Source organism: Enterovirga aerilata, from assembly GCF_013044135.1.
GTDB lineage: Bacteria > Pseudomonadota > Alphaproteobacteria > Rhizobiales > Beijerinckiaceae > Enterovirga > Enterovirga aerilata.
In genome coordinates this window covers 446,612-473,121 of the sequence record NZ_JABEPP010000005.1, presented here as the reverse complement: position 1 = coordinate 473,121, position 26,510 = coordinate 446,612, and the positions used below count along the sequence as shown (strand labels likewise).

The 26,510-nt window shown below is 68.0% G+C and carries 24 protein-coding genes and 1 pseudogene; 18 read left to right on the top strand and 7 right to left on the bottom strand.

Annotation, left to right across the window (positions count from 1 at the left end; translation table 11 throughout):
- Positions 1–229 precede the first annotated feature (229 nt).
- The 6 genes from HJG44_RS19415 to HJG44_RS19395 all read left to right on the top strand — a co-directional run bounded on the left by HJG44_RS19415 (position 230) and on the right by HJG44_RS19395 (position 6,726).
- A complete protein-coding gene (locus tag HJG44_RS19415; protein ID WP_171219962.1) occupies positions 230–1,432 on the top strand; it encodes an ABC transporter substrate-binding protein in 1,203 nt (400 codons plus the stop codon).
- 129 nt (positions 1,433–1,561) lie between these two features.
- Complete coding sequence (rfbF, locus tag HJG44_RS23450) at positions 1,562–2,332, top strand: glucose-1-phosphate cytidylyltransferase (RefSeq protein WP_210261221.1); 771 nt, start codon at positions 1,562–1,564, stop codon at positions 2,330–2,332.
- On the top strand, positions 2,296–3,459 hold the full coding sequence (gene rfbG / locus HJG44_RS23445; RefSeq protein ID WP_346767209.1) for a CDP-glucose 4,6-dehydratase: 1,164 nt from the start codon (positions 2,296–2,298) through the stop codon (positions 3,457–3,459). Before rfbF ends, rfbG begins: the two co-directional genes overlap by 37 nt.
- Positions 3,443–4,774, top strand: coding sequence for a lipopolysaccharide biosynthesis protein RfbH (rfbH, locus tag HJG44_RS19405; RefSeq protein WP_171219961.1), 1,332 nt, complete (start codon positions 3,443–3,445; stop codon positions 4,772–4,774). The genes rfbG and rfbH overlap by 17 nt, the downstream gene beginning before the upstream one ends.
- 3 nt (positions 4,775–4,777) lie before the next feature.
- Positions 4,778–5,194, top strand: coding sequence for a GtrA family protein (locus tag HJG44_RS19400; RefSeq protein WP_171219960.1), 417 nt, complete (start codon positions 4,778–4,780; stop codon positions 5,192–5,194).
- Positions 5,191–6,726, top strand: coding sequence for a hypothetical protein (locus HJG44_RS19395; RefSeq protein ID WP_171219959.1), 1,536 nt, complete (start codon positions 5,191–5,193; stop codon positions 6,724–6,726). Before HJG44_RS19400 ends, HJG44_RS19395 begins: the two co-directional genes overlap by 4 nt.
- 15 nt (positions 6,727–6,741) lie before the next feature.
- On the opposite strand, the gene HJG44_RS19390 is transcribed toward HJG44_RS19395, so the two are convergent.
- Both HJG44_RS19390 and HJG44_RS19385 read right to left on the bottom strand, forming a co-directional pair.
- A complete protein-coding gene (locus tag HJG44_RS19390; protein ID WP_171219958.1) occupies positions 6,742–7,893 on the bottom strand; it encodes an FkbM family methyltransferase in 1,152 nt (383 codons plus the stop codon).
- Entirely contained in the window at positions 7,886–8,821 is a 936-nt protein-coding gene (locus HJG44_RS19385) for a glycosyltransferase (RefSeq protein ID WP_171219957.1), read from the bottom strand. Before HJG44_RS19385 ends, HJG44_RS19390 begins: the two co-directional genes overlap by 8 nt.
- 371 nt (positions 8,822–9,192) lie before the next feature.
- Between HJG44_RS19385 and HJG44_RS19380 the strand changes: the two genes are divergently transcribed.
- From HJG44_RS19380 to HJG44_RS19345, 8 genes are all read left to right on the top strand, one after another.
- Entirely contained in the window at positions 9,193–10,020 is an 828-nt protein-coding gene (locus HJG44_RS19380) for a class I SAM-dependent methyltransferase (protein ID WP_171219956.1), read from the top strand.
- A gap of 41 nt (positions 10,021–10,061) precedes the next feature.
- Positions 10,062–11,585 (top strand): N-acetylneuraminate synthase family protein, encoded by a 1,524-nt coding sequence (locus HJG44_RS19375; protein WP_171219955.1) that lies wholly within the window; start codon positions 10,062–10,064, stop codon positions 11,583–11,585.
- 26 nt (positions 11,586–11,611) lie between these two features.
- Complete coding sequence (locus HJG44_RS19370; protein ID WP_171219954.1) at positions 11,612–13,480, top strand: thiamine pyrophosphate-binding protein; 1,869 nt, start codon at positions 11,612–11,614, stop codon at positions 13,478–13,480.
- Positions 13,477–14,526, top strand: coding sequence for an NAD-dependent epimerase/dehydratase family protein (locus tag HJG44_RS19365; RefSeq protein WP_171219953.1), 1,050 nt, complete (start codon positions 13,477–13,479; stop codon positions 14,524–14,526). Before HJG44_RS19370 ends, HJG44_RS19365 begins: the two co-directional genes overlap by 4 nt.
- Before the next feature lie 91 nt (positions 14,527–14,617).
- A complete protein-coding gene (locus HJG44_RS19360; protein WP_171219952.1) occupies positions 14,618–15,085 on the top strand; it encodes a hypothetical protein in 468 nt (155 codons plus the stop codon).
- Between the two features lie 126 nt (positions 15,086–15,211).
- Positions 15,212–16,243, top strand: coding sequence for an amino acid ABC transporter substrate-binding protein (locus HJG44_RS19355; RefSeq protein WP_171219951.1), 1,032 nt, complete (start codon positions 15,212–15,214; stop codon positions 16,241–16,243).
- A gap of 67 nt (positions 16,244–16,310) precedes the next feature.
- Positions 16,311–17,471: an amino acid ABC transporter permease gene (locus HJG44_RS19350; protein WP_171219950.1), complete on the top strand. Its 1,161-nt coding sequence runs from the start codon at positions 16,311–16,313 to the stop codon at positions 17,469–17,471.
- Complete coding sequence (locus tag HJG44_RS19345; RefSeq protein ID WP_171219949.1) at positions 17,468–18,628, top strand: amino acid ABC transporter permease; 1,161 nt, start codon at positions 17,468–17,470, stop codon at positions 18,626–18,628. Before HJG44_RS19350 ends, HJG44_RS19345 begins: the two co-directional genes overlap by 4 nt.
- Before the next feature lie 8 nt (positions 18,629–18,636).
- Here the strand turns inward: HJG44_RS19345 and HJG44_RS19340 are convergent, their stop codons facing one another.
- Both HJG44_RS19340 and HJG44_RS19335 read right to left on the bottom strand, forming a co-directional pair.
- The gene (locus tag HJG44_RS19340) at positions 18,637–18,837 is read right to left on the bottom strand and encodes a hypothetical protein (RefSeq protein ID WP_171219948.1); all 201 of its coding nucleotides are present in this window, start codon (positions 18,835–18,837) and stop codon (positions 18,637–18,639) included.
- A gap of 138 nt (positions 18,838–18,975) precedes the next feature.
- The gene (locus HJG44_RS19335; RefSeq protein WP_171219947.1) at positions 18,976–19,113 is read right to left on the bottom strand and encodes a hypothetical protein; all 138 of its coding nucleotides are present in this window, start codon (positions 19,111–19,113) and stop codon (positions 18,976–18,978) included.
- A 144-nt stretch (positions 19,114–19,257) separates the two neighbouring features.
- On the opposite strand from HJG44_RS19335, the gene polA reads away from it, so the two are divergent.
- Entirely contained in the window at positions 19,258–22,335 is a 3,078-nt protein-coding gene (polA, locus tag HJG44_RS19330) for a DNA polymerase I (protein ID WP_171219946.1), read from the top strand.
- A 22-nt stretch (positions 22,336–22,357) separates the two neighbouring features.
- Here polA and HJG44_RS19325 read toward each other — a convergent pair whose 3' ends face one another.
- The gene (locus HJG44_RS19325) at positions 22,358–22,930 is read right to left on the bottom strand and encodes a histidine phosphatase family protein (RefSeq protein ID WP_171219945.1); all 573 of its coding nucleotides are present in this window, start codon (positions 22,928–22,930) and stop codon (positions 22,358–22,360) included.
- 161 nt (positions 22,931–23,091) lie between these two features.
- On the opposite strand from HJG44_RS19325, the gene HJG44_RS19320 reads away from it, so the two are divergent.
- Together HJG44_RS19320 and HJG44_RS19315 are read left to right on the top strand one after the other, a co-directional pair.
- Positions 23,092–23,508: an FKBP-type peptidyl-prolyl cis-trans isomerase gene (locus tag HJG44_RS19320; RefSeq protein WP_171219944.1), complete on the top strand. Its 417-nt coding sequence runs from the start codon at positions 23,092–23,094 to the stop codon at positions 23,506–23,508.
- Between the two features lie 73 nt (positions 23,509–23,581).
- A pseudogene (locus tag HJG44_RS19315) lies at positions 23,582–23,875 on the top strand (hypothetical protein); the annotation flags it as partial.
- A gap of 94 nt (positions 23,876–23,969) precedes the next feature.
- On the opposite strand, the gene HJG44_RS19310 reads toward HJG44_RS19315, so the two are convergent.
- Together HJG44_RS19310 and HJG44_RS19305 are read right to left on the bottom strand one after the other, a co-directional pair.
- Positions 23,970–24,656 (bottom strand): glutathione S-transferase family protein, encoded by a 687-nt coding sequence (locus HJG44_RS19310; protein WP_171219943.1) that lies wholly within the window; start codon positions 24,654–24,656, stop codon positions 23,970–23,972.
- Between the two features lie 125 nt (positions 24,657–24,781).
- The gene (locus HJG44_RS19305) at positions 24,782–25,003 is read right to left on the bottom strand and encodes a hypothetical protein (protein ID WP_171219942.1); all 222 of its coding nucleotides are present in this window, start codon (positions 25,001–25,003) and stop codon (positions 24,782–24,784) included.
- A 231-nt stretch (positions 25,004–25,234) separates the two neighbouring features.
- On the opposite strand from HJG44_RS19305, the gene HJG44_RS19300 reads away from it, so the two are divergent.
- Positions 25,235–26,428 (top strand): O-succinylhomoserine sulfhydrylase, encoded by a 1,194-nt coding sequence (locus HJG44_RS19300; RefSeq protein ID WP_171219941.1) that lies wholly within the window; start codon positions 25,235–25,237, stop codon positions 26,426–26,428.
- The last annotated feature ends 82 nt before the right edge of the window (positions 26,429–26,510 follow it).

Sequence of the window (26,510 nt, the reverse complement as noted above, 5' to 3'; positions counted from 1 at the left end):
GGCCATGACGCGGAGAGGGTTCCGGATCGCGGGGACGCCGAAAGGCTCCTCTATAAAATTGATCGAGCGTTTCGGCGTCCCACGCCCCTCGACCAATTCACCCGCTCTTTGAAGTCGCCCGTCATGACCGACCCCGCGCCGGGGAAGGACGGCGCGTGGGCGGACGAACGACGAGTCGCCTCGCGGCCACGCTTCCGGTAACGAACCGGCAAAATGCCGGAGGACGCTCATGAGGACATATCTTGTCGCCGCAATGCTGCTTGCGGTCTCCATCGGGACCGCGCAGGCCCAGCTATCGGACGATGTGGTCCGCATCGGCGTGCTGTCCGACATGTCGAGCTGGGGCAAGGACAATGCCGGTCCGGGCTCGGCCGAGGGCGCCCGCATGGCGATCGAGGAGATGGGCGGCCAGGTGCTCGGCAAGAAGGTCGAGCTCGTCATCGCCGATCACCAGATGAAGACCGATATCGGGGCGCAGATCGCCCGGGCCTGGTTCGACGAGGGCAAGGTCGACGCCATCGCCGACGTGACGAACTCCGCGATCGCCATCGCGGTCCACAATCTCGCCCGCGACAAGAACCGCGTCGCGCTCCTCTCGGCGCCGGGCGCGAGCGCCCTGACGGACAAGCTCTGCAGCCCCAACACGGTCCACTTCACCTACGACACCTACTCGCTCGCCAAGGTCACGACCCAGGCGCTTGCCGCCGAGGGCGCGAAGAGCTGGTACTTCGTGACGGCCGACTATGCCTTCGGGCACGGGCTGGAAGCCGATGCGGCCCGGTTCATCCGGGAGGCGGGCGGGGAGATAAAGGGCGGCATCAAGCACCCGACCGGCACGTCGGACTTCTCGTCTTTCGTCCTGCAGGCGCAAGCCGCCAAGGCGGATGTCGTGGTCTTCGCCAATGCCGGCGCGGATACGCAGAACGGCCTGAAGCAGGCGGGCGAGTTCGGCCTCGTGAAGGGCGGCCAGAAGCTCGCCGGCCTCCTCATGTACGAGACCGACATCCACGCCGTCGGGCTCGCGAACGCGCAGGGGACCTATCTCACGACCGCCTCGTACTGGAACATGAACGAGGGGACGCGCGCCTGGTCGAAGAGGTTCTTCGAGAAGATGGGCTTCATGCCGACCATGAACCAGGTCGGCGCCTACGGGGCGGTGCTGCACTACCTGAAGGCCGTGAAGGCGGCGGGCACGGACGAGGCGAAGGCCGTCATGGCCAAGATGCGCGAGCTGCCGATCGAGGATGCCTTCATCAAGAGCGCCCGTCTTCGCGCCGACGGGCGCGTGATGCGCGACATGTATCTCGCCCGGGTGAAGGCGCCGGCGGAGGCGAAGGAGCCCTGGGACTACCTGGAGATCGTCCGCACCGTGAAGGCGGACGACGCCTACCGGCCGGAGAGCGAATCGGAGTGCCCGCTGCTGCGGAAGTGACGGCTCCCGGGCGGGTCGGACCGCCGGGCCTCCCTACGCTTCGTTAACCAATCCGACTGTACCGATGCGGTGGCGGGCGGGCGGCCCGTCGATTTGCCGGCGGCCCTGGCCGTCTCGGGATGAGGCCGCATGAAGGTGGTCATTCTGACCGGCGGGGTCGGAACGCGCCTCGTCGAGGAGACCTCGGTTCGACCCAAGCCCATGGTCGAGATCGGCGGGCGGCCGATCCTCTGGCACATCATGAAGATCTATTCGTCGCACGGCTTCAACGACTTCGTGCTGTGCCTGGGCTACAAGGGCTACTACATCAAGGAGTTCTTCGCGAACTACTTCCTCCATCTGTCCGACGTCACCTTCGACATGGCGGCCAACACGATGGAGGTGCATCGCCAGAGCGCCGAGCCCTGGCGCGTCACGCTCGTCGACACGGGCGAGAAGACGATGACCGGCGGCCGCATCAAGCGCATCCGCGACTTCGTCGCCGAGGACGACGTGATGGCCATGACCTATGGCGACGGCGTCGGGAACGTCGACCTCGCGGCTCAGATGGCCTTCCACAAGGCGCATGGAAAGCTCGCGACCGTCACCACGGTCCGGCCGCCGCGGCGCTTCGGCGAGATCGCGCTCGAAGGCAGCCAGGTCTTCTCCTTCCGGGAGAAGCCCGAGGCGGAGACGGGCTGGATCAGCGGCGGCTTCTTCCTCCTCTCACCCAAGGTGATCGACCTGATCGAGGGAGACGAGACCTCCTGGGAGCGCGAGCCGATGAACTGGCTCGCCGAGAACGGGGAGCTGCAGGCCTTCATCCACGAGGGCTTCTGGCACCCCATGGACACGCTGCGGGACAAGCTCTTCCTCGAGGACGAGTGGGCCTCGGGCCGGGCGAGGTGGAAGACGTGGTGATCTCGTCCGACTTCTGGCTCGGCCGCCGCGTCTTCCTCACCGGGCATACCGGCTTCAAGGGCGCCTGGCTCGCCCTGATGCTCGACCGGCTGAACGCGGCCGTCACGGGCTATGCGCTCGACCCGCCGACGACGCCCAGCGCCTTCGATCTCCTCGGTGTGCGGGACGCCCTCTCGGACGGGCGCGGCGACATCTGCGACCTCGCCGCACTCGACGCCGCGCTCGGTGCGGCCGAGCCCGAGATCGTGTTCCACCTCGCGGCGCAGTCGCTGGTCCGGCGAGGATATGCCGACCCGCCGGACACCTTCCGGACGAACGTCCTCGGGACCGCGAACCTGCTCGACTGCGTGCGCCGGGTGCAGAGCGTCCGGCTGGTCGTCGTGGTCACGACGGACAAGTGCTACGAGAACCGCGAAGCCGAGACGGGATACGCGGAAGGCGACCGGCTCGGCGGCGCCGATCCCTATTCGGCCAGCAAGGCCTGCGCCGAGCTCGTCTCGGCGAGCTTCCGCGAGAGCTTCCTGGCCGAGGCGGGCACGAGGGTCGTGACCGTGCGGGCCGGGAACGTGATCGGCGGCGGCGACTTCGCGGTCGACCGGATCATCCCCGACGCGTTCCGGGCCTTCGCGTCTGGCGACGTCCTCGGTGTCCGCAACCCGGATGCCGTGCGGCCGTGGCAGCACGTGCTGGAGCCGCTGCGCGGCTACCTGCTGCTGGCGGAGCGGGCCTTGTCCGGCGCACCGGTCAGCGACGCCTACAATTTCGGCCCGGGTCCCGAGGGCGAGCACGATGTCGCGGCCCTGCTCGGGCACCTCGCGGCCGGCTGGGGCGGCAAGGCGGCCTGGCGCCACGACCGGAGCCCGCAGCCGAAGGAGACGAGGCTCCTGCGGCTCGACACGACCCGCGCCCGCGAGGAGCTCGGCTGGCATCCGCTCCTTCCCTTCGGGGAGGCCGTGCTCTGGACGGCCGAGTGGTACCGCGCCTTCGCGGAGCGCCGCGACATGGCCGCGTTCACGCGCGAGCAGGCCGACCGCTATCTCGGCCAGTGCGTGCGGCTCGTTCCGCCGTTCCGGGAGGCGCGGCCCGCCACCATGCGGGCAGGGGGGCGCCGTGCCGCACGATCCTGAAGCGCTCCGCGCCGAAATCCTGGAACTCGTGGCGAAGTACCATGCGGTCGCGCACAAGCGCCCGCGCTTCGACCCGCTCCGCCCGTCCGTCCCCGTCTCCGGACGGGTCTACGGCGCGCCAGACATGCAGATGCTGGTCGAGTCGGCGCTCGACTTCTGGCTCACCACGGGCCGCTTCAATTCCGCCTTCGAGAAGCGGCTCGCCGAACGCCTCGGCGTGCGGCACGCCATGACGGTCAATTCCGGCTCCTCGGCCAACCTCGTCGCCTTCTCGGCCCTGACCTCGCCGCGGCTCAAGGCGCGCCAGCTCCGGCCGGGCGACGAGGTGATCACCTGCGCGACCGGGTTCCCGACCACCGTGAACCCCGTGCTCCAGGCCGGCATGGTGCCGGTCTTCGTGGACGTCCACCTGCCGACCTACAACATCGACGTGGCCGCGATCGAGGCTGCCGTCTCGCCGCGGACGCGGGCCATCATGGTGGCGCATACGCTGGGCAACCCCTTCGACGTCCTCGCCATCCGGGAGATCTGCGACCGGTACGGCCTCTTTCTGATCGAGGATTGCTGCGACGCCCTCGGTGCCACGGTCGGCGGGCGGCATGTCGGGACCTTCGGGGATGTCGGCACGCTCAGCTTCTACCCCGCGCACCACATCACCATGGGCGAGGGCGGCGCCGTCTTCACCAACGGCAACCACCTCCAGAAGATCATGGAGTCGTTCCGGGACTGGGGTCGCGACTGCTATTGCGATCCCGGCTGCGACAATACCTGCAACAAGCGGTTCGGCTGGCAGCTCGGCGATCTGCCGAAGGGCTACGACCACAAATACATCTACTCGCATCTCGGCTACAACCTGAAGATCACCGACATGCAGGCCGCCGTCGGGCTGGCGCAGCTCGACCACCTCGACGAGTTCATCGCGGCCAGGCGCAGGAACTTCGAGCGGCTGCGCGCCGGCTTCGCCGAGCATGCCGACATCTTCGTCCTCCCCGAGGCGACGCCCGGGACGGAGCCCTCCTGGTTCGGCTTCCCGCTGACGCTGCGGCCCGGCGCTCCCTTCACGCGCGATGAGCTCGCCATCCACCTCAACCGGCACGGGATCGGGACCCGGCTCCTGTTCGGCGGCAACCTCGTACGACAGCCCTATATGAAGGGCCGGAGCTATCGGGTCTCCGGCTCCCTCGCGAACGCGGACATCGTGGTGGACCGGACGCTGTGGATCGGGGTCTATCCCGGGCTGGGCAGCGACGAGATCGGCCACGTCCTCGACACGGTCGGCGCGCTCGTCCGCGCGCCGCGCCGGCTTGCGGGATAAGCCATGCCGGCCGCGTCGGGCTCGGGCGGGCTCGGACGGATGCTCGCTCGCGGTCCCAGCCCGCAATTCGTCCGCTTCGTCCTCGCCGGGCTCGTCAACACGGGCTTCGGCTATGCCGCCTTCCTGGTGGCGCTGGCGCTCTGCCCGACGACCTTCTCGGCGCTCGTTGCATCCACGATCGTCGCGATCCTGTTCAACTTCGTCTCGCAGGGCCTCTACGTCTTCCGGAACCTGCGCATCAGGTTTCTCTGGCGCTTCCTGCTGACCTACGCGCTGGTCTTCTTGTTCAACGCGCTAGGCCTCGCAGCTTTGGAAGGCGCCGGCATCCGGCCGCAGATCGGCGGGCTCCTTCTGCTGCCCGTGGCGGTGCTCATCTCCTACGGGCTTAACAGCCGTTTCGCCTTCGGGAGCGCACGGTGAGCGCCGCTCTGTCCGCGGATGCCGTGCGCCCGGCCTCCAGAAGGGTGACCGATCGCTGGGTCCTGGGCGGCGTCTCGGTGCTCTTCTGCCTGCCGAACCTGGTCCTCGCGGCGGGGCTGCAGCCGGTCCCCGGCGCCGTCCTGGCCGCAGCCAGCGTCGCTGCCGTCGCTCTGCTGCTCCGCGCGCCGAGCCAGAGCGGTCCGCTGGACCGCCAGTTCCGGCCCACGGAGCTCGCGGGCTGCCTTGCCCTGGCCGTCCTGATCCTCGTCCTCGGGGGCGCGCTCCACCTCGTCTATGCCAATCCCGACTGGCTCATCCGGGATGCCGTCCTGGCCGACCTGTCGCGGCACGGCTTCCCGCTCGGCTACGACATCTCCGGCGTCAGCTACCACCTGCGGGCCCCGCTCGGCATGTATCTCGTCCCCGCCCTCGCCGGCCGGCTGGCGGGCCTCTCCGCTGCGCATGCCGCGATGCTGGCGCAGAACGCGCTCCTTCTCGGCGCGATCTTCTATCTGCTGCTCGGAAGCGCCCGCTCCCCGCTCCAGCTCGCGATCCTGGTCGGCTTCGGCGGTCTCGGGATCCTGTGGCGGCCGAGCCAAGCGATGACCCTGGGGGACCCGTCCTTCATCTTCTTCTATGCCCGCCCGCTCGACGAGTGGAACGGTATGTTCCAGTACTCGTCCAGCATCACGCAGTTCTTCTGGGTCCCGAACCATGCCCTGCCCGGCTGGTGGCTTGGCACGCTGCTGATCCTCCTTGCGCGGCGCCAGGTCGATGTCGCGACGGTGGGCCTCACCGTGGCGACTCTCGTCCTGTGGTCCCCCCTCGCGATTCTGCCGGCTGCGCCCGCATTGCTGTGGGTCGCGGCGACACGCTTCCGCGAGGTGGTGGGCTCGGCCCGGACCTGGATCGGGGCGGCCGTTTCCTGCGGCTTCCTGCCGGCGGCCGCCTATGTGGCGGCGGCGGCCGGTACCATCGATCACGGCTCCCCGGTCGCGGACGGGGAGTTCACCGGGCGGTACTTCATCTTCATCGTGCTCCAGCTTGCGCCCGCGATCTTCGTGCTGCTCCACCGGCATCGGATCGAGCCGGCTCTGAGGGGCCTCTTCGCCGGCTCGGTGGCGCTTCTGGTCGTGCTGCCCCTCTTCAGCTTCGGGCCGAACAACGACCTCGTGATGCGGGCTTCGATCCCGGCGCTCCTCGTAATAGGCTTCGTCTTCGGCGCCGTCCTGATCGACGCCATCCGCGACCGCGCCTCCGACGCCTTTGTGGGTATCGCCGTCGCGCTGCTCGGAACCACCCCTGCCATCGTGGAGATCAGCCGCGCGCTGATCGTTCCCCGCTTCGCCATCAGCGACTGCAGCCTGGTCGAGGCCTCCCGCAATCTCGGGGATGTCGGCGCGCCCGCGAACTACATGGCCCGTGTCGAGCAGATGCCCGGCTGGCTCATGGCCCCACCCGCGAAGCGCCTTCCACCGCCGCGCGAGATCCAGTGCTGGCCGGATCTCCGACGCCCTGATCGGGCGCTCTGAGGAGCGGGACGCTTCTCAGCCCGGCGAGACGTACAGGACACTCTCGAAGCCGTGATGGCCGTGCTGCCGCAGCCGGAGTCTCGGCTGGGGGTACAGGTCGCAGACCAGCTTCGGGATCTCCCAGAGATCGGCGGTGCGATGATAGGCGCTGATCGCGAGGATCGGCCGTTGTTGCGCCAGGAGGTTGCGCATTCCCCGCAGCGCCTCCCGCTCCGCTCCCTCGATGTCCATCTTCACATAGATCCGCCCCGAGCGCCTGAAGGCATCATCGAAGCGAAGCACCTCGACCTGGAGCGTGTTACCGGTGTCGTCCGGGCCGGCCAGGCGCGAGGACATGCTTCCAGACGACGCGAATAAAAGCCGCCCGTTCGTGTCCGCCAGCCCGGCCGGTACGAGGGTGTAGCGCGCAAGCGCGTCCGCGCGTCTCTTCGCCGTCCGGCGAAGGCCACGCAGATTCTCCGGATCAGGCTCGAAGGCCAGCCATTCCGCAATTTTCACGCCGGCATCGAGTAAAGCCTCCAGGCTGTCTCCCGTGAAGGCGCCGGCGTCGACGAAGATGATCGGCTCGTCGAAGATCGGAAGGAATCTCTCGACATAGACCTCCTTCTCGCGAACCGCGGGATGCCGCCGGGGATCCGACGAGAGACGGTACTGAAGGAGTTGAAGGAAGGTGGTGCGGCTCTCCTCGTCTGCGAGACGATCGTAGAAGGTCATGAGATCGCTCAGATGAGCAAGGGTCTCGCGCGGCGGACCGAGCCAGTAGCTGTCGAGCGCGAAGCCCTCGATCTCGTAGAAACTCGTCGGGAACACGAGTTGGTCGAACGGGCGGCTCTCTGCCCAGCTGAGGATCTCATGCGGTGCGACCGCATGGTTGAGGATCCCGTACACGAGATGCGTGCCCCGGGCATCGCCGTCCGGGAGATCGTCGGGATGGCGGCAGAGCATCCCGTCCACGTCGGCGCTCTCCCGGCCCTTCCGGTCGATGAAGCCGAGAACAGGGAGGTTGAGCCGGACCAGCTCGCGGGCGAGCTGCCGACCGAAACCTCCCGCGCCGTAGATCCAGCGCCCGCGCGGCGGCTCGCGAAGCGGGGGAGGGCAGCTCGATTCCAGAATGCCGCGAAGATCGGTGCTTCCCTCGAGGCCGGCCGGAAGCCCGAGGTCAGTCATAGTTGATCCGCTCCTTCTCGATGACGAGCGGGAACCTGCGGCTGTAGGTGAGGAGGAGCCCGACATATTCGCCGACGACCCCGATCGCGAGGATCTGCACGGCCCCCAGGAAGAACACGGCGATGAGGATCGGCGCCGTGCCGGCCGGGATGCTGTACCAGAACAGAAGCTTGGCGATCAGGTAGACGAGCCCGATCAGGAAGCTCAGGCTCGCCACGCAGATTCCGGCCAGCGTCATCAGCCGGAGCGGTGCGCGTGAATAGCTGAACAGCCCGAGGAAGGCGTAGTCGACATAGTCGAAGAATCTGTAGCTCGAGCGTCCGTGCCGGCGCGGAGGCTGATCATATTCGATGGTGGCCCGCTCGAACCCGATCTCGGCCACGAGGCCGCGGAAATAGGGGTCGGGCTCGTTGAGGCCGCGCAGCGCCTCCATGAAGACGCGGTCGTACAGCCCGTACCCGATGAAGTTAGGGATCTGCTCGATCTTCGAGAGAGCGCGCATCAGGCGGTAGAAGCGATCCCGGGCCCATTTCGTGAAGCCTGCCTCCGCGGTGCCGCGTCGAACCGCGACGACGACCTTGCTGCCGCGCTCCCAGGCCGCGACCATCTCGGGGATGATCTCGGGCGGGGTCTGCAGGTCCGCGAGGACCGGGATGACGGCGTCCCCGGACGCCTGCAGCATCGCGTGGTAGGGTGAGCGCGCCGGCCCGAAGTTCCGGGCGTTGACGATTACCTTCACGCGCGGATCCGACGCGGCGATCTCCCGCAGAAGCGCCACGGTGCGATCGGTCGAGGCGTTGTCGATGAAGATGTGCTCGTAATCGTAGCCCGGCAGCTCTCTCGCCATCACCTCGCGCACGGCTGCATGGCAGGCCGCGATGCCCCCTTCCTCGTTGAAGCAGGGCGTAACGATGCTCAGCCTTCTCACGGCGCGCTCCGATCGGCGCGGCGCCCGCCGAGCCTTGTCCGACCCGCTCCGGGCGGCGCCGAAGCCGCGCGGCTCGTCTCGAGTTGGGTCCGAGGGGAGCTTAGGGGGCGGGTAGTTGACGCATCCTCAATGCCCCACCGTCCGCCCTCCGGAGGGGCGGAAATCACGTTTCGTTAACCCTGGCGACCTAGCCTCGGGCGCGACCGCTGGTCCGATCCGCGTGGCTCGGCGCGGCCTCTCGCGTGAGCACCAGGGATGCGTCCAGCGCTCGACAACAGCCGGGCCGCTTGGCCGAAGGTTATCGGATGAAGATCGCCAGGTCCTGCGTTTGCTGCGGTGGCGGCGCCCTGCAACGCTCGCCCGCGGTGCTGATGCCTTTCCTGGCGTATCGTGTCTTCGGCTGGGAAAGCGTCGAGATCACACCCGACTGGAACATGCGCGATCTTCCGCTCGGCCGCACACAGGCGATGTGCAACACGCTCGCCTGCACCTCCTGCGGTCTCCTCTTCCTGGACATGCGGTTCGATCCGGAGGAGATGAGCGCCCTGTACGCGGATTACCGCGGCGACGATTACGCCGCGACCCGCGGTCGGTTCGAGCCCGGCTACGAATGGCGCAACGCGATCCTCAACGAGGGGTCCCGCTATATCGAAACGGTGGAAGAGCTTCTCGCGCCCTATCTCAGCTCCACGCCGCGCGTGCTGGACTGGGGCGGCGACACCGGGATCAACACGCCGTTCCGGGGCCGGGCAAGCCTCCACCACGTCTACGACATTTCCAACAAGCCGCCAGTCGACGGCGCAGAGATCGTGGACCGCGAAGGCATTCTGAGCGCGGAATACGATCTCGTCGTGTCGTCCAACGTCCTGGAGCATGTCCCTGCCCCGGGCGATGCCCTTGAGGAGATCGTCTCCGTCATGGGACCCGAGACCGTGCTCTACATCGAGGTTCCGCACGAGGATGTGGTGCGTCTCGTACCGTGCGAGGCAGACCGGATCCGAGCGAAGCGCCACTGGCACGAGCACGTCAACTTCTTCACGGAACCCGCCATCGATGCCATGCTGGCGAGGGCGGGCCTCGAGCAGATCACCAGGGTCTCCCACCAGGTCTCGGCAGGCGGGAAGGACAGCCATGTCTTCTCCGTCGTGGCGAAGCGCAGAGCCGACCACCAACCCTCCACCCCGACGCCCCGACCGTGATGCCGGCCGCATCGCCCGACCCGTCAGCCCGCGAGATGCGCATGAAGCCGACAGCACGCCCCGATACGGGCCGTCCGGGGCCCCTGTTCATCTTCGAGATGGCCAACAATCATATGGGCGATGTCGGCCACGGCCTGCGCATTGTGGAGGAATTCGCCGCAGTCGCCGAGGATTACGACTTCGCCTTCGCGATCAAGCTGCAGTTCCGGGAGCTCGACACCTTCATCCATCCGGATTTCCAGGGTCGCACGGACATCAAGTACATCAAGCGGTTCACCGAGACGCGCCTGACCCGGGACCAGACGCGCCGGCTCGTCGAGGCGATCAAGTCGAAGGGCCTGATCGCGATGTGCACGCCCTTCGACGAAGCTTCGGTCGACCGGGTCGTGGAGGACGGTTTCGACATCCTGAAAATCGCAAGCTGCTCCTTCACCGACTGGCCGCTGCTGGAGAGGATCGCGACCACCGACCTGCCGATCATCGGATCCACGGCCGGCATCGAGATATCCGACATCGACAATGTCGTCGCGTTCATGCGCCATCGCGACAAGGACTTCGCGCTGATGACCTGCGTTGCGCAATACCCGACGCCCGCGGATGCGCTCCAGCTCAACCAAATCGACGTTCTGAAGGCGCGCTACCCGCATCTACGCATCGGCTATTCCACGCATGAGAGCCCGGACGAGACGCTGCCCGTCGCCATGGCGGTCGCGAAGGGCGCATGCATTTTCGAGAAGCATGTCGGGATCGCTACGGACGCCTACCCGCTGAACGCCTATTCGGCGAATCCCGCCCAAGCCCGCGCATGGCTCGACGCCGCCGCAAAGGCCTTCGCCGTCGCGGGCCTCAGCGACATCCGCGTGGAGCCGACCAAGGCAGAGCTCGACGCCCTCAAGGACCTGCGCCGCGGCGTCTTCGCCCGGCGCCCGATCAGGAGAGGGGAGCCGGTCAGGACCGAGGACGTGTTCTTCGCCATTCCATGCCAGCCTGGGCAGATCACGGCGAACGACTGGTCGAAATACGCACTCTTCACCGCGACGCGGGACATTCCGGCCTCTGCCCCGGTGCTCTCGACCGACACCCGATACGAGAACGTAAGGGACAAGGTCCTGGACGTCGTGACGCGGGTCAAGGCGTTGCTAGCGGAGAGCCGCGGGGTGGTGCCCGGAGAGGCCGAGCTCGAGATCTCGCACCATTACGGGCTCGACCAATTCGACAGGTTCGGCATCACCATGGTGACGGTGGTGAATCGCAATTACTGCAAGAAGCTGATCGTGGTCCTGCCGGGCCAGCGCCATCCTGAGCAGTACCACGAGCGCAAGGAGGAGACCTTCCACGTCCTCCACGGGGACCTCAAGCTCGAGCTCGACGGAGAGATACGGGTCTGCCAGCCGGGAACCGTCGTGACGATCGCGCCGGGCACACGCCACGCTTTCGAGAGCGACACCGGGGCCGTGTTCGAGGAGATCTCCTCGACGCATTTCGTTGACGATTCTTTCTACACCGATCCGGCGATCGCACGTACGCCGAACCGCAAGACCTTTCTGCGCTACTGGGTCTCCTGACCCGAAACCTCACGGAGACCGTCCGGATGGCGCTCACAACCCAACGCTTGGCCGACTACGTCGCAAGCTTCGTGGCGGGCCAGGGCGTCGGCTGCGTGTTCCTCGTGCCGGGCGGCGGCGCGATGTATCTCGTCGACGCGTTCGGCAGGTGCCCGGACCTGAGCTACGTGTCCAACCACCACGAACAGGCCTCCGCGATCGCGGCCGAGGCCTATTCCCGCGTCAACGGACGCCTGGGCTGCGCGCTGGTGACGACCGGCCCCGGAGCCACGAACGCGATCACGGGATGCGCGGGCGCGTGGATCGAATCCGTGCCGCTGCTCATCATCTCGGGCCAGGTGAAACGCGCCGACCTCATGGGGACGAGCGGCGTCCGGCAGATGGGCCCGCAGGAGGTGGACATCGTTTCCATGGTGCGGCCCATCACCAAATACGCCGCGCGCGTGATGGAGCCGACGGAGATACGCCGCCACCTCGAAGAAGCCGTGCACCTCGCGACGACCGGCCGCCGCGGCCCGGTCTGGCTCGACATTCCGTTGGATGTGCAGAACGCACGGATCGAGGTCGAAGAGCTCCCGGGCTTCGTGCCTGCGCCGACCGGCGCTGCGGAGCAGGGCCTCACGGATCAGCTCGACCGGGTGATCGAGCTGATCGGGCGATCCGAACGGCCGCTCATCCTTGCCGGCCACGGCATCCGCCTGGCCGAGGCGGCATCCGGTTTCCGGTCTCTCTACGAAGCCCTGCAGATTCCGGTCGTGACCACCTGGAACGCCATGGACCTGATCCCGGCTGCGCATCCCTTGAGCGTCGGAAAGCCCGGCACGGTGGCCCTGCGGGCGCCGAATTTCGCAGTCCAGAATGCGGACCTGATCCTCGCCATCGGGGCCCGGCTCGACAACGTCGTGACGGCCTACAGCCCGGCGAAATTCGGGCGCCATGCGCAGAAGATCGTGGTCGACGTCGATCGGGCCGAGCTCGACAAGTTCGGCGGCAATGCCGGCATCGCGCTGAGAATCCAGGCGGATGCGCGTGACTTCGTTTCCGCTCTGCTCGCGCGAGCTGCGGATCTTCCCCGCCGGGATCGGTCGGGCTGGCTCGCCCGCTGCGAGGACTGGAAGCGGCGCTACCCCATCAACGACGGCCTGCCGTTCCCCGAGCAGGGACCCATCGGCCATTTCCACCTGACACAGATCCTGTCCGAGGAGCTGCCTGAGAACAGCCTGATCGTGACCGGCAGCTCCGGGCTCGGCATCGAGTTCTTCTATACAGGGTTCCAGAACAAGGCAGGGCAGCGCGTGTTCCTGACCTCGGGACTGGGGGCGATGGGCTACGGCCTGCCGGCCATGATCGGCGCCTACATGGCGTCCGACCGGCGCCCCTTCATCGGCCTGGAGAGCGACGGCTCGCTGATGATGAACCTGCAGGAGATGCAGACGATCGCGAGCCTTCGCCTGCCGCTCCGGATGTTCGTGATCAACAACAACGGCTACGCGTCCATCCGCAACACGCAACGCAACTACTTCGACGGGCGCTATGTCGGCAGCGGCCCGGGTTCCGGACTCGACATCCCGGACCTGGTCGCGCTCGCCCGGACATTCGGCTGGGACGCATTCCGGATCGAGGATTGCGCCGATCTGCGCGGCGGCATCCGGCAGGCGCTGTGTCACGCCGGCCCGCTGCTGGTGGACGTCCAGGTCATCCCCGACGAGGCCCTCTTCCCGAAATCGGCAGCCCTGCCGCAGGCCGACGGGTCGATGCTGTCGATGCCACTGGAGGACATGTCGCCGCTGCTGCCGCGCGACGAGTTTCGCTCCAACATGATCGTCCCGCTGGACCCGGCCTCGGAGAACATACCCGAGCATCTGATGCCGCGGCGGCGGCACGAGCCGGCATGAATGCCGGCGCTGCGGGTTTCTGCATCGGCGATCTCGAGGAAGCCGTCGGGCATGCCTCCGGGGCTTTGCGGGACCTCGACGGATCGTCCCTGTTCCTGACCGGAGGGACAGGGTTCTTCGGCCGCTGGCTCCTGGCCGTCCTCGATCACGCGCGGATGCGCTTGGGGTTACGCCTCCAGGTCACGCTGCTGTCCCGCCGGCCGGAGGCCTTCGCCGAAGCTCACCCGCACCTGGCGAGCCTCGGTTTCCTGCGCCTCGTTGCCGGCGATGTCCGCTCCTTCTCCTTCCCGTCCAGGAAATTCAGCCACATCATCCACGCAGCGACCGACACGAGCGCCGCCGCGGGCAGGGATCCCGCCGACCTGATCGGCTCCGTCGTCGACGGAACCCGGCGGGTCCTGGAGCTTGCGGCCCGCTGCGAAGCCCGCCGTCTTCTCTATGTGAGTTCAGGCGCCGTCTACGGCCCCCAGCCTCCCGGGATGGCCGCCCTTGCGGAAGAATATTCGGGCGCGCCAGATCCGCTCGATCCCCGATCGTCATACGGACAGGCTAAGCGGCTCGCCGAACATCTATGCGCCCTCGCCGCGGATCGAACCGGCATCGAGACGGTCATCGCTCGCGCCTTCGCGTTTGTCGGCCCAGGCCTGCCGCTCGACGGGCATTTCGCAATCGGCAACTTCATCCGGGATGCCCTGGCCGGAAAGGAGATATCCGTCGGGGGTGACGGCACCCCTGTCCGCTCCTACCTCTACGCTGGCGATCTTGCCGCCTGGCTTCCGACGCTCCTTGCGAAAGGCCGTCCGGGACGGGCCTACAATGTCGGATCGGACCGCGAGATCCGCATAGCGGAGCTGGCTCGCCTGGTCGGCTCGGTCATACCCGGCAGCGGCGAGATCGTGATCCGCGGTGAGCCCGATCCGGCAGCAACTCGGAACCGCTACGTGCCGTCCATCGAACGAGCGCGTACGGAACTCGCCCTCGACAGCTGGACGCCGCTCGACGAGGCCATCCGTCGAACGGCCAGATACGCCCGCGGCGAGGCGTGACGGCTGGCGCATGGCCGGAACAGGATGGCTTCCACCTTGCCCCCGGCCTGCTCTTCCCCGACGCTTCCGGCCGCGAATCAGGGGAACGGCTATGCGGGCGGCATTCGTTGGGGTGGTCCTGGTCTCTCTCGTGGCACCCGGATGGGCGCAGACGCCCTCCCCTAATCTGCCGACGCCCGCGACGCCGGGGCCCAATCCGGGCGCGGCCGCGACGGAGGCCGTGACGAGCCCGACCAAGCCGACGGAGACGGCTCCGGCCATCGGGGCCGGATCGACCCCGGGCGATGCATCGCCCGGGACGCGCGCGCCGGTCGCGCCTCCCGCCGTCGTGCCGCCGGCGCCGCCGGCCCAGGCCGGCACCGGAGGGATGAGCCCGGGCGAGATGCGCGAGCTTTTGGATGCGGCGCGAGCCACCGCGAAGGCGAGCCGCGAATCCGTCGAGTATGGCCGGGTTGTGCCGGACATCCTCCAGCAGATCCTGGCGAAGCTCGACAAGATCGAGGACAAGCTCGACAAGGTGGAGAACGCCGTGAAGGCGCAGGGCCGCGGCCGCCGCTGACCGGTTCGATCCGGCGGGCCGTTGGACGCGGTTGCTCTTCAGCTGCAGCCAAGTTGACGCGGCACGAGGCTTGCCCGAACGTGCTAGCGCGCGGCGTCCCGCGCCCCTCGGAGTGCTTCGCTCGTCATGCCATCCATCCGCCTTCCGCTCGCGGCGGCCGCCCTTGCGCTGGCCGCCACCTCAGCCGGCGCGCAGCAGCTCGCGCCCTCGCCGACGCTCGACGCGATCAAGGCCCGCGGCCATCTCGAATGCGGCGTGCATCTCGGGCTTCCCGGCTTCTCCTTCGCCAACGACAGGGGCGAGTGGTCCGGCATCGACGTCGACTATTGCCGCGCGCTCGCGGCCGCCATCCTCGGCGACGCCACGAAGGTGAAGTTCACGCCGACCTCGGTGCAGCAGCGCTGGCCGGTGCTGCAATCGGGGCAGGTCGATCTCCTGTCGCGGAACACGACCATCACGTTCAGCCGCAACGCGACGCTCGGCGTGAATTTCCAGGGCATCAATTTCTACGAAGGCCAGACCTTCGTGGTGCGGAAGGGCACCGCGACCGTGCCGAAGGATCTCGACGGCGCCTCCGTCTGCGTGGCGGCGGGCTCGACGGAGGAGAAGAACGCGGCCGACTGGGCGAAGGAGAACGGGATCAAGATCTCGATCATCAACTTCCAGAAGAACGACGACGCCATCGCGGCCTACGATTCCGGACGCTGCGACGCCTACACGGCCGGCATCGGCGCGCTGGCCGGCCAGCGCATCAAGCTGAAGGACCCGGACAACAACATCGTCATGACCGAGACGATCTCGAACGACCCGCAGGGGCCGACCACGCGCTGGGGCGACGAGCGCTACCAGCTCGTGGTGCGCTGGGTCCTGAACGGCATGATCGCGGCCGAGGCGCTCGGCGTGACGTCCAAGAACGTCGACGAAATGAAGGCCAAGTCGCAGAACGCCGAGGTGCGCCGCCTGCTCGGGGTGGAGGGCGGCTTCGGGGCCATGATGGGGCTCTCCAACGACTGGATGTACAACGCTATCAAGCAGGTGGGGAATTACGGCGAGAGCTACGAGCGCACCGTCGGCATGGGCTCGCCGCTGAAGCTCGCCCGCGGCAAGAACGAGCTCTGGACCAAGGGCGGTCTGCTCTTCACGCCGCCGTTCCAGTAGACCCGCCGGAGATGGCGGACTCGCGCCCACCCGTCCCTGGAGGGAAGGGTGGGCTGGCGCGCCAGCCATGACCCTTGCCGCCACCCTTCGCGACCGCAAGGTCCGGGACGTCCTCGCGCAGGCCGCCGTCGCGATCGGCCTCCTGGCGCTGCTCGTCTATTTCGTCCGCAACGCCTCGGAGAACATGCTCAAGGCCGGTATCGCGTCCGGCTTCGACTTCCTGTGGCGGCAGGCCGGCATCGACGTCCAGTTCCAGCTCACCGGCTACACGTCGGCCTCGTCCAATCTCGGCCTGCTCTGGGCCGGGATCGTCAACACGCTCCTGATCTCGGCGGTCTCGATCGCGGCGGCGACGGCGCTCGGCTTCGCGATCGGCGTCGCCAGGCTGTCCCGGAACCCGCTGCTCTCCGGGATCGCCGGCGCCTATGTCGAGTTCGCCCGGAACATCCCCCTGCTCTTCTTCGTGCTGATCTGGTATTTTGGCGTCGTCGCGTCCCTGCCCGCGCCGCGCGCCTCGATCGGCCTGTTCGGGATCGCCTTCCTCAACAATCGCGGGCTCACCATTCCGCTGCCGAACGAGGCGGCTCCCTTCGGCCACGCCCTCCTCGCGCTCGCGGCCGGGATAGCGCTCCAGCTCGCGGTCGTCGCCTGGGCGAGGCGGCGGCAGGAGAGGACCGGGAAGGCCTTCCCGGTCTGGCGGAGCGGCCTCCTCCTGGTGCTCGGGATTCCGGCGCTCGCCTTCATCCACGCGGCGCTCGCCACGGCCTGGGACGTGCCCGCACTGCGCGGCTTCAACTACCGCGGCGGGTTCGTCCTCGTGCCGGAATTCGTGGCGCTGTTCGCCGCGCTCACGACCTACACGGCGGCCTTCATCGCCGAGATCGTCCGGGCCGGCATCCTGGCCGTGCCCAAGGGGCAGATCGAGGCCGCGAAGGCCGTCGGCCTCTCGCCGAGCCAGACGCTTCGCCTCGTCACCATCCCGCAGGCGCTGCGCGTCATGGTCCCGCCGATGACCAGCCAGTACCTGAACGTCGTCAAGAACTCGTCCTTCGGGGCCGCGATCGCCTATCCGGACGTCGTCAGCCTCTTCATGGGTTCGGCGCTGAACAATACCGGCCAGGCCATCGAGATCATCGCCATTACGCTTGCACTGTACCTCGCCATCAGCCTCGCCGTCTCGGCCTTCATGAACTGGTACAATGCCCGCATCGCGCTGGTGACGCGATGAGCCGCGAGCTGAGCCAGGGCCTCGTTCCGATCGGCGGCGCAACGGCGGAGATCGCTTCCGACGGGCGGCTCACGATCCTGCCCGATGCCCGCGACGGCGGGCTGGCCCGGCGCCTCCGTCAGCCCCACGCGCTTGCGAAACGCCTCTTCGGCACGCCTTCGGACGCGGCGATCACGCTCGTCTGCGCGGCCCTCCTTGCCTGGGCCGCGGTCCCGCTCCTGCGCTGGACGATCCTCGACGCCACCTTCACTGGGACGACACGGAACGACTGCACGGGCACGGGAGCCTGCTGGGTCTTCATCCGGGCTCGGTTCGGCCAGTTCATGTACGGCTTCTATCCGGCGGGCGAGCGCTGGCGCGTCGATCTGGCGGGCGTGATCCTCCTGGTGGCCTCGGGGCTTATCGCCTGGCCCGGGCTGCCGCGCCGCCGCCTCGCCGCGCTGCTCGCGCTCGTCGTCCTGCCCCCGCTCGGGACCTGGCTCCTCTATGGCGGCCTCGGGCTACGGATCGTCGAGACCCGGGAATGGGGCGGGCTCATGCTGACCGCCTTCCTGTCGATCTACGCGGCCATCATCGCGGTCCCGCTCGGGATCCTGCTCGCGCTCGGCCGCGCCTCCCGCCTCCCGGTCATCCGGCTGATCTCGACGGTGTTCATCGAGTTCTGGCGCGGCGTGCCGATCATCGCGGTGATCTTCCTCGCCTCGCTTCTCCTTCCGCTGATCCTGCCGAACGGCGCCGGGATCGACCGCCTCGCCCGCGCCGTCATAGGGCTCGGCCTCTGCATCGCGGCCTATATGGCGGAGGCGGTGCGCGGCGGGCTGCAGGCCATCCCGCCCGGCCAGGCGGAAGCGGCTTCCGCGCTGGGACTCGGATACTGGCGCACGACGGGGCTGATCGTGCTGCCGCAGGCGCTCCGCATCTCCCTGCCCGCTCTCACGAACGAGTTCATCGCGCTCGTGAAGAACACCTCGCTCGTGCTGATCGTCTCGATTTTCGATCTGCTGGGGATCGCCCAGGCGGCGCTCGCGGATCCGGCCTGGGTCGGCAAGACCTGGGAAGCCTATGCCTTCGCAGGTTTTATCTATTGGCTGGCCTGTTTCGGCTTGTCGCGCTGGAGCAGACGCATCGAGCTCAAAGCGGCCCGCATCTCACATTGAGCCCCGGCTCAGAGAGCGGCTTCGATCAACCGAGGCTCTATCTCGGGGGACGGCACGACTGTCTCGGCCATAGACACCTTCGGGGTCCAGGCCTCGAGCGGGAAGCGGCGTTCGGGCGAGGACGTCTCCGCTCGCGTGCCGAGCACGTCGCGCAGGAACTCGAGCCCTTGCGGGTCGGCGTTCAGCGCTTCGGCGTTAAGAACGGGCATCGCAGGCCTCCTGGCGGTCGAGATGGAGAACGCGACACGACTGTCGAGACAACTCCGACGAGCGCTTTTCGTTCACGGATCATTTCAGGACGATGTCGCTCGACGTGTCAGGGCGGGACGCGATCGCGCCGCTCACAGTCATGGGGCCTCTTCGAACACGATGGTGAGGCGCGGAAGGAGGTCGGCTCGTGATCCTACCGGGTACTCCGTCGTGGCCAGCACGAAAGCGGCCGCCAGAACCGCGCTCACGCCTGCAAGCCTGACCATCCGGAACATCGCGCCTCTCCTGCGACCCTGTTGTCGTTGGAGGGACAATCCACGGCGCGGCGACGCTTCACGGTGCGCCGGCGCACACGGCGCGTCCGCCTGTTCTCGCCGCCGCCGATGGCGGGCCGGCCCCGGAGGCGCTATCTCGGAGGCATGAGCGCCTCCCCTTCCGTCGGCCCCGGCGACCAGGTCTTTCTGGTCGACGGCTCCTCCTTCGTGTTCCGCGCCTATTTCCAGTCCATGAACCAGGACCGGAAATACAACACCCGGCCCGGCGACGGCCTGCCGACGGGAGCGGTCCGTCTGTTCACCACGAAGCTGATCCAGTTCATCCGCGACGGCGCCTGCGGCATCAGGCCGACACATCTCGCGATCGTCTTCGACAAGACGGAGCAATCGTTCCGGAAGGAGATATTCGCCGACTACAAGGCTCACCGGCCTGATCCGCCCTCCGACCTCGTGCCGCAGTTCAAGCTGATGCGCGACGCCGTGAGAGCGCTCGGCCTGATCCCGATCGAGCAGGATCGCTACGAGGCGGACGACATCATCGCGACCTATGCCTGCCAGGCCTCCGCGGCGGGGGCCGAAGTCCTCATCGTGTCCTCCGACAAGGACCTGATGCAGGTCGTGCGGCCGGGCGTGACCTTCTACGATTTCGAGAGCGGCATCCCGGGAAAGCCGGGCTACCGCCCCGAGCGGCGGCTCGATCGCGAGGGCGTGATCGAGAAATTCGGGGTACCGCCCGAGCAGGTGCCGGACGTGCAGGCGCTCATCGGGGATCCGACCGACAACGTGCCGGGCGTGCCCGGGATCGGAATCAAGACCGCCGCGCAGCTCATCTGCGAGTATGGCAGCCTCGAGAACCTGCTCGACCGGGTCGGCGAGATCAGGCAGCCGAAACGGCGCGAGGCGCTCATCGAGAATGCCGAGAAGGCCCGGATCTCCAAGCGGCTCGTGACGCTGGACTGCTCGACGCCGGTTTCCGTACCGATCGGGGCGACCCGGCTCGGCGAACTCGACGCAAAGCGCCTCCTCGCCTTCACCAAGGCGCTGCACTTCAGCACGATCACCAAGAGGATCGCCGAACTCTACGACGTGGATCCAGCGCAGGTCGATCCGGACCCGGATCTGTCCCGGCCGTGGGACCCGACGAGCGGCCGGTGGTTCCACGAAAGCGAGGGAGACGTTCCCTCCCTGCAGGGGGAAGCTGACCAGGGCGAGGGTGCATCGTCCGCCGACGGCCCGCCTGCCCTCGTTTCAGCCCCGTCCCTGCCGGGGAGAGGGGGCGCGGCCGCCCCCAACGGCCTCATGACCCCTGAGGCCTTGGTCGCGGCCCGCCGCGCCGAGGCGGCGGCCTCCCCGTGCGACCGGACGAAGTTCCTGACCCTGCGCACGGCCGAGGAACTGGATCGCTGGATCGCGGCGGCAGGCGAAACGGGCCTTCTGGCGATCGATGTCGAAACCTCGACGCCAGACCCCATGCGATCGGAGATCGTCGGCATCTCGCTCGGGCTCGAGCCGGGCATGTCGGCCTATCTCCCGCTCCGCCACCGTGCCGGCGGCCAGGACGGTGGCGAGAGCCTGTTCGAGAACGGGCTCGTGGCCGGCCAGATCCCGTTCGACGACGCGCTGTTCCGTCTGAAGCCTCTTCTGGAGGATCCGGCGGTCCTCAAGATCGGTCAGAACGTCAAGCACGACTGGCTCGTGCTGAAGCGGCACGGGATCGAGATGCGCTCGCTCGACGACACGATGCTGCTCTCCTACGCGCTCGACGTGGGCAAGCCGAACCTCTCCGGGCACTCGCTGGAGCAGCTCGCCCGCGTCTACCTCCAGCACAGCTGCTTCTCGCTCGAGGACCTGACCGGCAAGGGCAAGAAGGCGGTCGCCTTCGAGGCAATCGACCCGGACCAGGCGCGCGAATACGCGGCCGAGGGTCCGGACCTCGCGCTCCGCCTCTGGCGAGTGCTGAAGCCGCGTCTCGCGCCCGAGCGCAAGACCACGGTCTACGAGACGCTCGAGCGGCCGATGATCGCGACGCTCGCCCGCATGGAGGAGCGCGGCATCCGCATCGACCGCAACATACTCTCGCGCATGTCGGGCGACTTCGCGCAGACCATCGCCCGGGTCGAGGACGAGGTCTACGACATCGCGGGCGAGCGCTTCACGATCGGCTCGCCGAAGCAGCTTGCGGACATCCTCTTCGGGAAGTTCGGCCTGCCGGGCGCGCGCAAGACGGCCACCGGCCAATGGTCCACGGGCGCCCGCCTGCTGGAGGATCTCGCGGAGACATCCGATCATCCGCTCCCGCGCAAGATCCTCGAATGGCGCCAGCTGACGAAGCTGAAGAGCTACACCGATGCGCTGCCGACCTACGTGAATCCGGAGACCGGCCGCGTGCATACCTCGTACGCGCTCGCCGCGACCACGACGGGCCGGCTCTCCTCAGCCGATCCCAACCTGCAGAACATCCCGATCCGGACCGAGGAGGGCCGCAAGATCCGCACGGCCTTCGTGCCGGAGCCCGGCCACAAGCTGATCTCGGCAGACTATTCCCAGATCGAGCTTCGGCTTCTGGCCGACATCGCCGACATCCCCCAGCTCAAGAAGGCGTTCGCCGACGGCATCGACATCCACGCCACGACCGCCTCGGAGATGTTCGGCGTCCCGGTCGAGGGAATGCCGCCGGAGGTGCGTCGGCGCGCGAAGGCGATCAATTTCGGCATCGTCTACGGCATCTCCGCCTTCGGCCTGGCGAACCAGCTCGGCATTCCGCGGGAGGAGGCCGGGCAGTACATCCGGACCTATTTCGAGCGCTTCCCCGGCATCCGGGATTACATGGACAAGACGAAGCGCGCCGTCAGGGAGCAAGGCTACGTCACGACCCTGTTCGGCCGCGCCTGCCACTATCCCGACATCTCGGCCGGCAACGCCTCCATCCGGGCCGCGGTCGAACGGCAGGCGATCAACGCGCCCATCCAGGGCTCGGCGGCGGACATCATCCGCCGCGCCATGATCCGCATGGACGCCGCCCTCCGGGATGCGAAGCTCTCGGCCAAGATGCTCCTCCAGGTGCATGACGAACTCGTCTTCGAGGTGCCGGAGGAGGAGGTCGATGCGACCCTCCCGGTGGTGACGCGCATCATGGAAGAGGCGCCCCTGCCGGCCGTGCAGCTGAAGGTGCCGCTCGCCGTCGAGGCCCGAGCGGGCAGCAACTGGGACGCGGCGCACTGAGCTGCGGACCAGGACGCCCCGCTCAGAGGCGGATCTGGCCCAGGGTGTCGAATCCGGCGACCGTCGGACGGAGCGCGACGATCTCGCCCTCGGCCGGAAACAGGCGCGTCAGGGCCGTGACGTTGACCTGATGGGTGACGAGCGCGAGTACGCCCGAGCGGCCGCGCCAGCCGGCCACGAGCGCCCGCGCGGCCTCCGTCTGCCGGTCCCGGCTCGATCCGTCGCCGAAGAAGCTGTCCAGTGCCGGGTCGGGCTCGACCGGGATGTCCGGGAAGGCGAGGCGGGCCGTGTCGAGCGCACGGCACCAGCGGCTCGAGCGGACGGCTTCGATCCGTATGCCGGCCTCACGCAGGCTCCGGCCCAGCGCTGCCGCCTGCTCGCGCCCTTCCGCGGAGAGATTGCGCTGCGTAGCGCAATCACCGATCCGGAATCCCGGAGGGTCTCCGGTCCCCGGGGCGCGCGCATGCCGGACGAGCATCACGCACCCGCCCTCCCGAAGCAGGCCGAGCGCCGGCGCCTTCGGCTGGCTTCTGCCCTGGGCGGTGCCCAACCAGACTACCCCGAGACCGCCGAGCAGCGCACGCCGATGAAGCATCCGAGAGCCTCCTGCGGGAACCCTCAGATGGCGTGCGGCGCCGCCGCCGCCAGCCCTGCTGCGCCGGGCCCCTCGCTTTCGTGATCGCGGCGCGGAGGATCGCCGCATTTCCTCCACGCCACCTTCGCGTGCTAGGGCGAGGACGAAATCCGGAGCCACGTATGCCGCGCGTTCTTCCCGTTCTTGGAGCCCTCCTCGCCATGACCACCGCCGCATCCTCTGCCGAGACGGTTACGACTCCCTCCGGCCTCAAGTACCGGGATGAGGTGGTCGGCACCGGCCCGGCCCCCAAGAACGGCCAGTCGGTCAGCGTCCACTACACGGGCTGGCTGGACGAGGGCGGCAAGCCGGGCCGGAAGTTCGATTCCTCCCGCGACCGCGGCCAGCCCTTCTCGTTTCCGCTCGGCCAGGGCCGGGTGATCCGCGGCTGGGACGAAGGCGTCGCGACCATGAAGGTGGGCGGCCGGCGCACGCTCATCATACCGGCGGAGCTGGGCTACGGAGCGAGAGGCGCGGGCGGCGTGATCCCGCCCGGCGCGACGCTCATCTTCGACGTCGAACTCCTCGGGGCACGCTGACCTTCCATTCCGGTATCGAGCCGCCCATCTGGTCCCCTGTCCGGCGCCGTCGCCGGCAGGTGGACTGGATAGGATGGACGAGCTCGCAATCGCCTGGGACGCGCGGATCGAAGCGCTCCTGGGGCGGCTACCGCCCCGGATCGGATCGGCCGTGGCTTGGCTGCGGAAGCCCTCCCGGCACCTCGTGCGGTTCGGGGCGGGCATCCTGCTGGTGCTGGGCGGAATCTTCTCCATCCTGCCGGTTCTCGGGATCTGGATGCTCCCCCTCGGGCTCGCCCTCCTGGCCGAGGACGTGCCCGGCCTGAAGCCGCATCTTGAACGAAGCGCCAGATGGTCGGAGCGGCACTGGCGCAGGTTCAGGGGGCGGTTCGGACCGGGCCCTAGCCGTCCGGGCCCTAGCCGTCCGGGCCCGGCCGATCGCGACCCGGCCCGGCGCTCGCGCGAAGCGGTCCCGGTGAGGGTCAGGCGGACTTCAGATGCTTGAACATCACCGCGCGCGCCTCGTCGTCCATCTCGGCCTTGAAGGCCGAGGCGTGCTTCGCCCGGAACTCCTCCGCGCGCTTGGCCGCGGGCCGCGATGAGATCTCGTCGAAGAGCCGCTTCAGGTTCGGGTATCTCGCCCAGGCCTCGTCGCCCAGGATGAAGGGCACCATGCGGGCCCAGCCCCAGAGCGCCATGTCGGCCACCGTATAGGAGCCGCCCGCCAGATAGGGCCGGTCGGCCAGCCGGCGATCGGCGACCGTGTAGTGCCGATCTGCCTCATACTGGTAGCGCGTGTTCGCGTAGGGCACCTGCTCGGGCGCGAAATGCTTGAAATGGACAGCCTGGCCGGAGAACGGCCCGACCCCCGTTGCCACGAACATGAGCCAGGACAGGAACTCGCTGCGCTCCTTGGCACCCAGCCCCGGGCCGAACAGCCCGGTCTTCTCGCTCAGGTAGAGGAGGATCGCGTTCGAATCGAACACCGTCACGTCGCCATCCACGATCACGGGCACCTTGGCATTCGGGTTGAGCGCCGCGAAGCCGGGGGCGAACTGGTCACCTTTGCGGGTGTCGATCACGACAGGTTCATAGGGTAGCGCCATCTCTTCCAGACAGAGCGCGACCTTCATGGGGTTCGGGGAGGTGTTGAAGTAGAACTTTATCATCGCCGGCTCCGCTCGGAGGCCAAGCCTCGGGGCGCGGCGATTTGATCGAAGCGGAGGCCCGGCGCAACCGCCGGGCTGATCGGATTTCCGTGCGTTCGAGCGCCGGGGCGTTCGCCGAATTGGTGTCAGACGAAGTAGCGCTCGATCTGGCGCTCGAGGTCGTCCGTGAAGCGGCCGCCATGCTGCTCGATGTAGCGCGCCACCTCGCGTTCTGCTTGACGGGCGCGGGCTTCGACCAGCGCATTGGCCAGACGGGCGAACCAGGGCCGCGAGGGGCCCGGCTTGGCAGCCGCGCGGGGGGCGGACGGCATGATGAAGTCGTTGAGCTGTGCAGATACCGCGGGCATGACAAATCTCCGTTAAGCCGCGGGCGTTTCCTTCTGTTGCATTGCAACATAAATCGTGGTGCAGCGCACGTAAGAGGGTCTGACGCAAGCTCACCATGCGTTGTACGCATGACGCGGTGAGTTATTAACCGGATGCATGCCCGCCGGGCATGCGCTTATCAGGTGCTGCACCGCGCTGCTTGCGTGGAGACAGCGGCGCGGGGCAAAGCTGGCCCGAACGAGAACGTCCTCATGTCGCATCCAGATCGTGCCGGCGGTTGGCACCCTGACACGCTCCTAGTCCATGCCGGGACGCTCCGGTCGGAATTCAACGAGACCTCCGAGGCGCTCTTTCTGACGCAGGGCCACGTCTACGCCTCCGCGGAGGAATGCGAGCGGCGCTTCTCGGGAGACGAGCCCGGCTTCCTCTACGCACGCTTCTCGAACCCGACGGTCGCGATGTTCGAGGCCCGGATGGCAGCGCTGGAAGGAGCCGAAGCCGCGCGCGCGACCGCGAGCGGGATGGCCGCCGTGACCGCCTCCCTGGTCGGGCAGCTCAAGGCCGGCGATCACGTCGTCGCCTCCAAGGCGCTCTTCGGATCCTGCCTCTACATCATCGAGGAGCTTCTTCCCCGCTTCGGGGTCGCCTCCACGCTCGTGGACGGGACCGATCTCGACCAGTGGCGCGCGGCCGTGCGCCCCGAGACCCGCACGTTTTTCCTGGAGAGCCCGGCCAACCCCACGCTCGAGATCATCGACATCGCGGCCGTCGCCGAGATCGCGCACGGAGCCGGCGCCACCCTCGTGGTCGACAACGTCTTCTCGACCCCGCTCTGGCAAAAGCCGCTCGAACTCGGCGCGGACTGCGTCGTCTACTCCACGACCAAGCATGTGGACGGCCAGGGCCGATGTCTGGGCGGCGTGGTCCTCGCATCGGCCGAGTTCATCGCAAGCCACATCCACAACTTCCTCCGGCAGACGGGGCCGGCCATGTCGCCCTTCAATGCCTGGGTCATGCTGAAGTCGCTCGAGACGCTGTCGCTCCGGGTCGAGCGCCAGACCCGGTCGGCAGGCCTGCTGGCAGACGCGCTGTCCGGCCACCGCAACGCGCTGCGGGCCACGTATCCGGGCCGGCCGGACCATCCCCAGGCCGACATCGTGCGGCGACAGATGCGGGGCGGCTCGACCCTGATCGCTCTGGAGGTTGCGGGCGGCAAGGCCGGTGCCTTCCGCTTCATGAACGCGCTCCGCATCGCCCGGATCTCGAACAATCTGGGCGATGCCAAGACCCTCGTCACGCACCCTGGTACGTCCACCCATCAGCGCCTGAAGCCCGAGACGCGGGTCGCCATGGGCATAAGTGACGGGCTGGTGCGGATCTCGGTCGGGCTCGAACACCCGGACGACCTGGTCGCTGATTTCCGCGCCGCCCTGGATCAGGTCTGAGAAGTCGCTCCCGCGTCGGGGCCGGCTGCCTGGCGATCTCCGGGTCGTCCGCAAGTTCTTCTCCCGATTTCGCAGCGGAGAG